The sequence below is a fragment of the Rothia endophytica genome (genome assembly GCF_039543885.1).
GTDB lineage: Bacteria > Actinomycetota > Actinomycetes > Actinomycetales > Micrococcaceae > Rothia > Rothia endophytica.
Map to the genome: position 1 here is coordinate 284554 of NZ_BAABKP010000002.1, position 11529 is coordinate 296082.

The 11529-nt window shown below is 55.7% G+C and carries 11 protein-coding genes; 2 read left to right on the top strand and 9 right to left on the bottom strand.

The window, feature by feature from the left end; translation table 11 throughout:
• Positions 1 to 338: 338 nt before the first annotated feature.
• The 4 genes from ABD982_RS07815 to ABD982_RS07830 form a co-directional block, all read right to left on the bottom strand.
• Positions 339 to 1262 (bottom strand): glycosyltransferase family 2 protein, encoded by a 924-nt coding sequence (locus ABD982_RS07815; RefSeq protein ID WP_345446209.1) that lies wholly within the window; start codon positions 1260 to 1262, stop codon positions 339 to 341.
• Positions 1263 to 1373: 111 nt separating this feature from the next.
• Entirely contained in the window at positions 1374 to 2453 is a 1080-nt protein-coding gene (locus tag ABD982_RS07820) for a TatD family hydrolase (RefSeq protein WP_345446211.1), read from the bottom strand.
• An 86-nt stretch (positions 2454 to 2539) separates the two neighbouring features.
• A complete protein-coding gene (rsmI, locus tag ABD982_RS07825; RefSeq protein WP_345446213.1) occupies positions 2540 to 3430 on the bottom strand; it encodes a 16S rRNA (cytidine(1402)-2'-O)-methyltransferase in 891 nt (296 codons plus the stop codon).
• Between the two features lie 70 nt (positions 3431 to 3500).
• Positions 3501 to 4460, bottom strand: coding sequence for a DUF368 domain-containing protein (locus ABD982_RS07830; protein ID WP_345446215.1), 960 nt, complete (start codon positions 4458 to 4460; stop codon positions 3501 to 3503).
• Between the two features lie 175 nt (positions 4461 to 4635).
• Here ABD982_RS07830 and ABD982_RS07835 point away from each other — a divergent pair, with 175 nt between their 5' ends.
• Positions 4636 to 6252 (top strand): dolichyl-phosphate-mannose--protein mannosyltransferase, encoded by a 1617-nt coding sequence (locus ABD982_RS07835; RefSeq protein ID WP_345446217.1) that lies wholly within the window; start codon positions 4636 to 4638, stop codon positions 6250 to 6252.
• Between the two features lie 26 nt (positions 6253 to 6278).
• On the opposite strand, the gene ABD982_RS07840 is transcribed toward ABD982_RS07835, so the two are convergent.
• The 4 genes from ABD982_RS07840 to ABD982_RS07855 form a co-directional block, all read right to left on the bottom strand.
• Positions 6279 to 7379 (bottom strand): TIGR01906 family membrane protein, encoded by a 1101-nt coding sequence (locus tag ABD982_RS07840; RefSeq protein WP_345446219.1) that lies wholly within the window; start codon positions 7377 to 7379, stop codon positions 6279 to 6281.
• A gap of 107 nt (positions 7380 to 7486) precedes the next feature.
• Positions 7487 to 8737 (bottom strand): L,D-transpeptidase, encoded by a 1251-nt coding sequence (locus ABD982_RS07845; protein WP_345446220.1) that lies wholly within the window; start codon positions 8735 to 8737, stop codon positions 7487 to 7489.
• 227 nt (positions 8738 to 8964) lie between these two features.
• A complete protein-coding gene (locus ABD982_RS07850) occupies positions 8965 to 9231 on the bottom strand; it encodes a DUF3499 family protein (RefSeq protein ID WP_345446222.1) in 267 nt (88 codons plus the stop codon).
• Positions 9232 to 9249: 18 nt separating this feature from the next.
• Positions 9250 to 9723, bottom strand: a complete 474-nt coding sequence (locus tag ABD982_RS07855) for a WhiB family transcriptional regulator (protein WP_345446224.1) — start codon at positions 9721 to 9723, stop codon at positions 9250 to 9252.
• Between the two features lie 346 nt (positions 9724 to 10069).
• Between ABD982_RS07855 and ABD982_RS07860 the strand changes: the two genes are divergently transcribed.
• A complete protein-coding gene (locus ABD982_RS07860; protein WP_345446226.1) occupies positions 10070 to 10816 on the top strand; it encodes a TIGR03089 family protein in 747 nt (248 codons plus the stop codon).
• Here the strand turns inward: ABD982_RS07860 and ABD982_RS07865 are convergent.
• Positions 10813 to 11397 carry a GtrA family protein gene (locus ABD982_RS07865; protein ID WP_345446228.1) on the bottom strand — a complete coding sequence of 195 codons (585 nt, stop codon included), beginning with the start codon at positions 11395 to 11397 and terminating at the stop codon, positions 10813 to 10815. The genes ABD982_RS07860 and ABD982_RS07865 overlap by 4 nt on opposite strands.
• Positions 11398 to 11529: the final 132 nt, after the last annotated feature.

An 11529-nucleotide genomic window follows, 5' to 3' on the forward strand; every position in this document is an offset into this window, starting at 1 on the left:
CTTATTCTTACCCGCTTCCTTTCTTTTCCAACTAGGGTCACGGCTCTTGGGCTCCCAGAATCTTTCTCTTCACTCTAGACGCTGTTTGCCCCTCCCAGGACGCTAGATTGGGGCGCACTACTTTCATAGAAAAATCACACTTGCTGGAAATGTAAGCCCAGTTATCAGCTACCTAATAAATCCTGCCCAGAGCCTTCACTCACTCAATCCGCCAACAGCTTGAAAGACCTCGACGCTTCTCCTTGAAAGCTGGCTAAGAAACCCATTTATTCTTTCGGAATCAGCCAGAGATAGGACACGACGGGAGACTATTCTTGAATCAGTCAATCTTAAATTTCTTACTCACTAATGGTAGAAATACTTTCCTGCAAAAATATCGGTTTGCTTTTTTGTCTAAGAATTCTGTATTGAACATAGCCGCTTAGGGTACCAATTCTCTTTGCGTAGTCAATAAGGTCCCCTCTGGTGCGCCTTCTTGGATACCGTAGAAGAACAGCAAGGGCTCTTTTACAAACCTTTGCAAAAGAAAAGGTGGGCAGATGGACACCACGGTCTTTCAGTCTCTTCCACAAAAGAATATCTTCACGAGCGTATCGAAAGAACTGCACGAAAAGGTCTTTTTCTTCATTCCGAGCTCTATAAAACAGTACGGCTTCTTGTTCCCATACGAGGCTACGCCCCGACTCAACCATGCGCCAGGAAAAATCGATGTCCTCGCACCCCCGGTTATAGGTTTCGTCCATTCCACCTATTTCAATAAAAGTTGAACGACGATAGCCAGTAGAGCTGGTTGGGGCAAAAATCTTATAACCCAAGGAAATATGAGGTTCAGTGGGGATATTGCCAGAATATTTATGAGGCCCGGTCTCCCCCAGGTGCGGGTAAAAAACAGCGATTGGTGTCGCGACTTGGCAGTCAGACGTTGAAATATGCTGGTAAATTCTATTGACCCAGTGCTCACCCACAATATCGTCAGCATCGCAGCTAAGAATAAAATTCGTTTGCGCTTCCCACACGGCTAAGTTACGTGCAAAGGATTGCCCCTTTTTGGCCGAGGCATCAATGACCCGCACGTTTAGTCTCTGCTTAAAGGGCTCAACAGCGCCCCGAAGGGTATCGGTTGAACCATTATCAGCAATAATCACTTCAAATTCTGGTGCATCAACCTGCTGGCAGAGAGCATCAAGTTGATCAGCAATGGTGTCAGCTGCGTTATAAGCAGGAATGATAATGCTGGCTTGGGGCGTGAAACTTTCACCCATCTCTTCTCCACATCTTTTCTCCTGGGGCACAGTTAAAGAGGCCGCCCAATGAAAACATTCTAATACCAACAACTACCTCTGAATTCGCTACAAAAGGTACCTCTAGAGGCTTCAGAAACCCTCTACGCCCCAGCTACCGTAAGCATCCAGAGAATTAGCGCGGATGTCCCGGCAGAGTTCCTCAAGATCAGCGTCTAGGTACTGCGCCATAAAACGCACGGTGTAGTTGGTCATGTAAGAAGCGTTGGGACGCCCACGGAAGGGGTGCGGTGTTAAGAAGGGTGCATCGGTCTCAGCCAAAATCAAATCACGGCGGGCAAGTTTCAGTGACTCTTGAATCCCCTGAGAATTCTTGAAGGTCACCGTGCCCGCAAAGCTCATATACCAGCCCTCAACATTACAAATCTCAGCGAGGTCAGGATCCCCGGAATAGCAGTGGAAAATAACGGTTTCAGGGGCACCCTCCTCCTTCAGAATGCGCACTACGTCCTCGTGGGCATCCCTATCGTGAATCTGCAGAGCCTTGCCGTAGGTTTTCGCGATACGGATATGCTCTCGGAAGGAGCGTTGCTGTGCCTCCACCCCCTCCTCACCGGTGCGGAAATAGTCTAGACCAGTCTCACCAATGGCGCGTACCCGCTCATCCTGCGCCAGCTTTTCAATCACGTTCAGCGCGGCGTCCAGCTGACCAGCTTCTTCAAGCTTGGGTGCCTCATTGGGGTGCAGGGCAATAGCTGCCAGCACGCGCGCATCAGCGTGAGCAACTCTAACCGCATAGAGGGAACTGGGAACATCGCAGCCCACCTGCACAATAGCCCCAATACCCAGTGCTTCACCGGTATCTAGGGCATCCCGGGCAGTAACCGCCACCTCGCCGTCCAGCAAGTCCATGTGGGTATGGTTATCGACAATCGCATAGGGCAGCGGTACGGGCGCCGGGGGAAACGCAAGATTACGGCGCCTCCCATCCTGCCCCTGCTCTGACCTGCGACGCGTCCCCTCCCCGCTTTCTTCACCGGCAAGAGCGTAGCGCTCGGGTTCATAGGCGGGAGGAACCTGCCCTTCCGGGACAGGCAGCGGGGTTTCAAAGATGGATGCCGTCAGCTCATTCTGAGATGGAAGGGTACCGGCAAAGCGCGCCGCTAGTTCTGCTAGATCTTCAGCTGTCATGGTGTGGTGGCTAGTGCACATAAGTTTCTCTTCCGTATCACGGTAGGCAGGTGAGGGATGGGGCATCTTGAGCGAGCTGTCCCCCCAGCCTCATGTTGAATTGCAGGTTAGTGGTGATCGCGGGCAGCCAGCGTTGCCTCGTAGAGATCCCGTTTAGAGACTCCCTGAGCTGTTGCTACCTGCGCGCAGGCGTCTTTGAGCCGTACCCCGCCGTCCACCAGTTCAAGGACGAGTTCCGTAAGGCTTTCGGCATCTTGGGCAGCAGGAGGTTCGGCTCCCTCCACAACGATGGCAATTTCACCACGTATTTGCTTGGATTCGCTCCACTCAACCAGTTCGGTCAGAGTGCCGCGTGCAACTTCTTCGTGAAGTTTGGTGAGCTCACGGCAGACCGCTGCCCGGCGATGAGCACCAAAGGTTTGAGCGAAATCAGCTAACGTGGCAACCAGGCGGTGGGGAGACTCGTAGAACACCATGGTGCGCTCTTCTGCAGCCAGGGCTGCGAGCCTTTTGGTGCGGTCAGAGCCTTTGCGTGCCAGAAAGCCCTCAAAGGTAAAACGCCCGCTGGGCAGGCCAGAGACCGCCAGCGCCGTGACAACAGCCGATGGACCAGGCACGGCGGTAACGGGAAGCCCAGCATCAGCCACAGCGGCAGCAGCTACATAGCCCGGGTCAGAGACCGCGGGCATACCGGCATCAGACATCAGCAGCACCGTTTGCCCCGCTGCAACAGCATCGACAATCTGGGATGCTCGTGCAGCCTCATTGTGGTCATGGTTGACCAGAACCCGCCCGCGGGTCTGCACGTCGAGCCCCGACGCCAAACGGCGCAGGGTGCGGGTATCTTCCACAGCAATCACATCGGCAGTAGCCATGGCGTGACGCAGGCGCGGGGAAGCATCCTGCAGATTACCGATAGGGGTGCCACCCAGGACCAGCGCACCGGCTCTGGGGTCTATATCGGTCTGGGGGGTGCTCGTGCTCTGCTGTTCACTCATGGTTTTAAGACTAGCACCGCCCGCCTTGCCCCTAGAGGGCAGACCGGGCGGTGGGCAGAAAGCAGAGCGTCTAGATCGTTTCCTGATGCACTACCTTAGGTTTGTTGAAGATTTTATCTGCAAGAATGACCAGTACCACCAGCACAAAGCCCACCAGGCACCAGATAAGCGCGGCACTGGCCTGATCGCCCACCGCCAGCAGGTCGTTGCTGTCAGTTTTCCAGGGCCAGAGGGCACGCAGTGCACCCAGCATGACGCCGGCCAGCACCACCAGAGTGAGGTGATGATGATGCTGCAACACCCACTCCAGACCCTTGACCACGGTAGCTAGTCCCAAAACTGCGCCCAGCCCAAAAAGAGTGATATAGGTGAGATCAAAATTGCTCACAGCGTTCATAGTAGTTTGATATAGCCCAAAGCTCAGCAACAGGAAGGAACCGGACAGGCCCGGCAAGACGAGAGCTGCAATGGCGATAGCCGCCGCGCCCATAATGATGTACCAGGGCGGGTTAGACATATCCCCGGCAGGCGGCACAGAGACAACGAAGTACATGATGCCTGCAGCAATCAGGGCGTAGCACCAATCCCTGCCCCGCCACTTACCGGCGAAACTGAAAGGTACGTAGAGGGAGGCTAGCACCATGCCGAAGAAAGCGGCGCTGGTCAGTACCGGCTGTTCCTCGACCAGGTAGCTCATCACGTGCGCCATCGATACAACGGCTACGCCCATACCCAAGAAGATAGCAAGCAGCAGTGCCCATGGCAGGTTTTTAATCCGCTGATAACCAGCGCTGCGCTGGGCAGGGTCCTTGCGCACGGTGCTCACCGCTACTTCTTTGATCCCGCTCATCAGTGAGGACGCCGCGCTAATGAGACGCTCGTACACACCCACGACCAGCGCCACCGTTCCGCCGGAAACACCCGGCACGGTTTCTACCGTCCCGATAAGGGCACCACGCACCAGGTTTAAAGCGATCTGTGAAGGGGCTGTGTCTTTTTGAGCTGCGGGTTTTGCGGCAGGCTGACTCATTATCTGCTTTCCTAGGGTGTAATTTTCAACGTGCCCATCCTACTAGGAGCCGGTCAAAGCCCAACAGGGGTGCGCCAGAAAAGGGGTGCAATATCACCGCTTCATCTGTTGATAACGCAAACGATGAGGCAGGTCTGCCCACAGAAACAGCCCGATATCAACTAGCATAGGACGGGTGAAAACCAATGATAGTGCCCGGCCCGCCGCCGTTATGACGCTCACCGACGCTTTTACAGAAAAAGCCCTACGAGCACGTTTGGCGGTGCAGTATGTTTCACTGCCCTCCTGGGGTTGGGTGGCGCCTGCACTGGTTCTGCTTCTTGCCGGGTTGATGAGGTTGGTGAATCTGGCTGAACCCAACGCTATTGTTTTCGATGAAACTTACTACGCTAAAGACGGGTACTCGCTGTTGCATTTCGGGTATGAGCGTACCTGGGCTGAGGGAGCAAATGACTCCTTCGTTGCCGGTGCACCGTCGGGCGTTCAGGATTCGGCTGAGTACGTGGTGCACCCACCGGTCGGCAAGTGGATGATTGCCGTGGGCATGCTGCTCTTTGGCGACGATAACCCCTTCGGCTGGCGATTTGCTGCCGCCCTCACCGGTATCCTTTCCATTGGCTTGGTGATGCTTGCAGGTTGGTTACTGTTTAGGTCTATCACCGTGGCAACTCTGGCTGGCTTGTTGCTGAGTATTGATGGTCTTCACTTTGTACAGTCGCGTTTTGCCCTGCTCGATATTTTCTTGATGTTCTGGCTGCTTGCCGCCTTCGTGGCCTTGCTCCTTGACCGCTATCAGGGGCGCCGGGCGCTGGCACGCCGGATTGCAGCACACGCGGCGTCCAACGGTGGAGCACCCACTGACTCTTTCATGCGTTTCGGCCCCGCTCTGGGCCTGCGCTACTGGCGCCTGGTTGCCGGCGTTTGCTCGGGTCTGGCAGTGGGCGTGAAGTGGAACGCTCTTTTTTTCATCGCGATTTTTGGTCTGCTCACCGTCTTTTGGGACGCCAACGCCCGCCGTATAGCGGGTGTGAGGCACTGGTACGTGTCAGGTTTCCTAGGGGACGGCGTGCTGGCGTTCTTTGCTCTTATTGGTACCGGTCTGCTGACCTACCTAGCCAGCTGGAGCGGCTGGTTTCTTTCATCCACCGCCTTTTACCGTAACTGGGCGGCCGAGCACCCGGGTGAGGGGTTGCTTTGGCTCCCTGATTCGTTGCGGTCCCTCTGGGAGTATCACCGCTCTGCCTACAGCTTTCACGCGGGTCTCAGCTCACCTCATACCTACCAGTCCTCAGCAGCCGAATGGTTAATTTTGGGGCGACCGACCAGTTACTTCTACGAATCCTCCAGCATGGGTGAGGGTGCTTGCACTGTAGAATCCTGTTCTCAGGCGGTACTAAACATTGGCAACCCACTGATTTGGTGGTCCTTCATCATCGTTGCGGTGTTTTCCCTGCTCATCTTGCTGTGGCGCAGGGACTGGCGTTTCGGTGCCCTGCTGGCAGTCTTCGCGGTGGGCTACCTACCCTGGTTCGCCTACCCAGAGCGCACCATGTTCTTCTTCTACGCCCTCTCCTTTGAGCCCTACCTTATTCTGATGTTGGCAGGGGTGCTGGGGCTGGCACTTGGACGCCCGGGCGATAGCGTACGGCGCAAACGGCTGGGCCTGCTGACGGTGGGGCTCTTTACCGTCTTCGCGCTCCTCATCTCAATTTACTTCTGGCCCATTTGGACCGCTGAGGTGGTGCCCTATGACCAGTGGCGCCAGCGTATGTGGTTCGACGCCTGGATCTAAAGCAAGTACTATCACTCAATGTAGCTCTACTGGCTGAGCTTCCTCTGGAGTTCCTGACGTTGCGCGCGGCGGGCGAGTGCCCGCTGCTTACGGGCTTGGGTAGGCCAGGTGAGCATCATGAGTACCAGGCTGAAAAGCAGGGTGAGAATTGCGATAGCGAGCGCAGCGTCCACCCAGAACTGGGGTGGGTACAGGCGAATGAGGGTATCTGACATGCGGAACTGCCAGTTGCCCTGGGGGAAGAAAAGCTGGTGGAAGGCCGTGAAGAGGGGTTCCCAGCCCAAAAGCCCGATCACCAGCAGTGCAACGAGTATGCCCAGGGTGAGCCAGGAGCCAGTGAAAAGGCTTTTTCTGATGGCACCGGGTGCGCGGGTGCGCAGTGATCGGCTGGCAAATAGAGCAGCGATAAAGAGCAGGGCCCCTGCGGTAAGTGCTATCAGCATGACCCGTTTTACGTCGGTCATGTGCTCTACCTCGGAGGCTAAAAAGGCGGTAGCTCCCCCGGTTTCGATCTCAGAGAGGTAGGTGTGGGGGGCAAAGTTAAGGATGTAGTCCAGACCGTAGGACCCCAGGCGCAGACGCTCTTGGGTGTCAAAGCCATAGCTGTCAGCGGGGAACCCTGGGCGGTGATACTCGGCCCAGAGGAAGCCGTGAGTGGCGATGAGCCGCACGGCTGTTAGGAGGGTCAGCAGGGGAACCGCTAGGGCGATGAGTGCGGTACGAGCTGCTAGCCAGCGTGGGCGATCTTCCACAGCAGTCTCTCGAGCTTCAGCCCGCACACTGGCTTCTTCGGCAGTAGCGATGGAGGCCGCTAGGGGTTGAGGAGCAGGATCAGAGCCACCGGTGGTCGGGGCTTCAGCGGTCGAGGCTTCAGCAGGCAGAGACGCTGTGGTTTCTTGCTCAGCTGACTGCCCGTGCTCTTCTAAGGCGTCTGCCCGGTGACTTGCCACCGCGGGTATGGAGGATGTCCAGGGAGTTTCCGCGCCGGGCGCTGGTGCCTCTGTGGGCACGATGCTTTCCTTACGACGAGCAGATAGAAGTGAGTCCGCTGTGGGTGAGGAAATAGCGGGCGAAAGTTTGCCCCATTCTCGTTCTGGCTTCTGGCTCTGGTCTGGTCCCTGGGTCATAACGCTCCCCTGTGATTGATGTGTGCTTGCTTCACTGTACTGTATGCAGCAGGGCGCAGAAAAGCTCCCACCCACAGGAGGGGCGGGAGCTTCTCTAAAGGGCTGGTCTACCAGTTACCTACCCAGCTTGAGTCGCTGTAGTGTTCAAAGGGAATGTTCCAGTCGCCGTAGCCATCATCCGGGTCAGCCTGGGGGTAGCCGGTGTTCACGGTTTCCACGATGTCACCTACACCGAAGGTGTTGTAGAAGAATTTGGCATCCTCAGGTAGCATGCCGATGCAGCCGTGCGACACGTTGTAAACACCTACAGAAGACCAGGCGGTGGGTAGTGCCTGGTGCACAAAGACACCGCCGCTGGTCAGTCGCGCCGTCCAGGACGCCCAGAAGGGCTCGTAGTAGTATTCATCATCCTCTTCAAGTTCAAGAGAAGTAGGGTTGAAGTAGTAGCTTTCAGACTTCTCCATGATGGGCAGCTCACCTACCACTGAGGGCCACTCAGCATTCCCCAGAGTGATGGGGTTCTCCCGCACCAGAACATCATCAACGTAAATCTTGATGGTCTTGGTAAGGTTATCCGCTAGTGCGTACCGCTTATTCCAGGTGTTGAAACTCAGGGCGGTGTTGTGATTACCGATCATGCCGTTGCCGATATCCAGCCCAAACAAATCGATGTTAAGGGTGATGGTTGAGTTGGTCGCCCACTTATCAGCGGGACGGTAGCGTGCCATGTAATCGTTGTACCAGCGGAATTTGCCTGCCTGGTCGCCACCGCCGGTGATCTTAATTCGTTTTTCCACCTCGGCCTTGTTGAGCACGGGTTCAGAGAAGTTGAACTGAAGAATTCGCCCAATGCCGTAGGTGCTACCGTCAGTAACGTTGACAATGACATCTGCTTCGTAGGGAGAGGTGACGGTTGAGAAGGTACTTTCGCCTTCACCCGCTGTTCCCTCAGCATCCGCTGCCTGCCAACTCACGGTGTAGTCGCTGTGGAAAAGCATGTTGTCGGTGGAAGTCCAGACACTCCCATCGTCTGACAGTTCGCCAGCTAACTCAGCACCCTCAGGGGTGGTGACAGTAACGTCGGTCAGGGTTGAGTCAGGGCTGGTTACAGTCACCTTCTCGACGGGGTTGATTTCTACCTCACCCAAAGCCGGGTAGACCTCTACCGTCCCGGCAAACTCCTTCTCAGGGGTTGGTGAAGGGGTGGCAGAGGTGGTGCTAGGTGAAACCTCGCTCTCAGCTGCATTCTCAGAGGATGTCGAACAGGCAGCCAGGGTAACGGTACCTAAGGCGCCCACGGTAACAAAGGACCGCCTGGTCCAGGCATCGCGAGATAAACCGGAGTGAGGATGTTCCACGAAAACGTACTTCCTAAAGGTATTGGGGGGGGTGCAAGTGTGTTAGTGTGCTCGTCACATTTTATCTGATGTGAGCTATCTAAGACATAGTTGGAGGGCCGGTTACGCGACCTGGCTACGTCACACGTCTGTGATTAAGGTCAAGTAAGCGCTGGGTGACGGTGTCATATTGAGCCAGTGGCTCCTCCGCCTACACTAAGGCCCCACTGCCACAGTAAGAGGGTGATTTATAGACCGCGAAGCGGCGGGTAGGACCCCTGGGTTGGAGCTTCTTGCTCAGGTGTAGCACTTACCGGGGAAGCTACGCGTACTACGTCCCAGCCCTGGGGAGCAGTCAGACGGTCCGCGTGAAATTCACACAGGTCGTAGGCATGCGGTTCACGGTGCACTGAAAGAGGACCAATGACAGCCGTGGAATTGGAATATGCATAGGTGAGCGTGAAAATAGCTTCACGCTGGCAGGTCTGGCGCGAGCACTGGCGAGTAGTTGCCATATGACAAGCCTTTCTTTCTTAGATGGCCTGCTTGCGCAGACGACGGCGCTCGCGCTCTGAAAGACCGCCCCAGATGCCGAAGCGTTCGTCATTTTCCATGGCGTATTCTAGGCAGGCCTCACGTACGGGGCATTCACTGCACACGCGCTTGGCGTCCCTAGTTGATCCACCTTTTTCGGGGAAAAAAGCTTCAGGATCAGTCTGTGCACACAGAGCATCAGCTTGCCATGAGAGCTCGCCTTCGTCCCCATCTGTGCTGTAGATACCGGCTGCCTGCTGCCACAATGACAGGTTATCGGCATCACTGGACGCAGCCTCCTGGGGTCCTGCAGAACCCATCTGGGGTGTGCGGGCTGGCTCCCGTTCTGCAACGGGGGCAAGAAAGTTGCTTGCTTGGTGTTCAAGGTACTGGGCGGAGTGCATATTGTGGTGCTGAACCCCTGCAGTGCGCCCACCGGCATCGCCGTGAGGCTGGTGACTGTAAGAGCCCATTGTCTTCCCTTTCATATCCTGGTCAGGACTGAATGCGCGGTAGATATAAACCCGGCGACTGGGCGCCGGACTGCCGCTCTGGCCTTCCCGAACAGCCTGGCCTACATCGCCTTTTTATTCCCCGAAGGGGGCTGATAAGGCACCGTGATGTCTGTTCGTAAAAAATTCCCTGCACCTAATTACACGTGTGTAATGCCCCTTTCGTCAAGCTGAGATTAAAAATTATGTGTTTCTGACCGGGCTTCTCACTCAGATTTGCGTTTCACTATGGTATATGCAAACCACAGCTTTCAGCTAGGCGCCCTGCTCTATGGCCCTCATCCGACGCTCTACTAAAGTAGAGAATATGACTATAGATTCCATTCCCACTTTTACTGCCTTCATCTCATCTTTAGCCCGGCGTCAAAGCCCAGCCCTGCTGTGGTACTCAGCGCCGGGAGAGCGTATCGAGCTCTCAGGGCGCGTGTTAGATAACTGGGTCAGCAAATCAGCAAATTTCTTGGTGGATGAATGTGAGCTGGGTGCCGCACAGCAATATACGCTGACCCAGCAGGTGCACTGGCGCAGCTTAGTATTGCTTTTAGCGGGCCTAAGAGTGGGGGCGAGACTCACCTTTGAGGGTGGGGGCGAAGGTTCACAGGTGCACGCGGCTTTCTCACCGGCTGAGATAGAGCAATCAGCGGCTGAATACCCTGTGCTGGTCGACCGCGGCCCCCTCTCTATGAGATTTATGGGGCAGGTGCCGGCAGGTACCACCGATTACTGCGCTGAGGTGCGTTCCCACTCTGATGCTTACAGCGGTTTCTCTTTGCCCCACGAGAGCGATGCGGCCTTCAAGGGGCTAACCTACCGTGAGCTCATGCAGCGGGTAGCAGCCCGGGCGGCGCAATTATCGCAGCTCACAGCAACAGGGAAGCACTCGCTGCTGCTTGAAACTTCTAAGCTCAGCCTTAATGCCACCGTTGATGTACTGGGGGCGCTCATGGCTGGTTACAGCGTGCTGGTTCTTGACCCGCAAGAAGAGTGGGCCGATGAGCGCAAGAATCGCATTATGTCCGATGAAAGGGCCACAGCTCCCCAAGATTTAGGCTAGCGATCAGCTCTGATGGAGCCGTTGCTCTCAGGGCGCTTAATTTGCTCAGCCTTAACCTGGGGGATGTGTCCAGTCATAATCTGCGTAGTCTCGGCAATAAGCTGAGCACGGCGCTCTTCTTCAGTCAGGTCAGTTTTGCCCTTGCTCTTGGAAAAGACCCAGAATTTGTAGAGGAAGTAGCGCACGATGGTACCCAAAATGGTGCCGATAATGGTGCCCGAGACGAAGGACGCCGTGGGGCTGGTCAACTGCAGAACATAGAAACTAAAGAGCACGCAACCTAACTCAACACCGATACCGATTGCGTTCACGATGGCAAATTCAATCGCTTCGCGCCACTTATTTCCGGTGCGCTTTTCCTTAAAAGTCCACAGGCGGTTAGCTACCCAGGAAAAGAGGGTAGCAACAATACCGGCGGCTACTTTAGCCTTACCGTGCCCGTCCTCAAAGATGGAATGCATGAGAGTCCACGTCACGGCCGAGTTAATGACGAAGGCCGCACCGCCCACGGACAAAAACTGTAGGACTTCACGGCCGTGCGACTGCCAGATGAGTTTTAGCCGCTCAGAAAAAGAGCTCATGGTTTCCTTATCTTCGGTGCCCCCAGCGGGCCCAGCACCGAAAAGCTTGGGCCCGGCACCCCGAATTAGTTCAGGTTAGGGCTGTATTGAGTCAAATATACAGCGGCCCCTGTGCGAGCTCTCGAAAGTTCG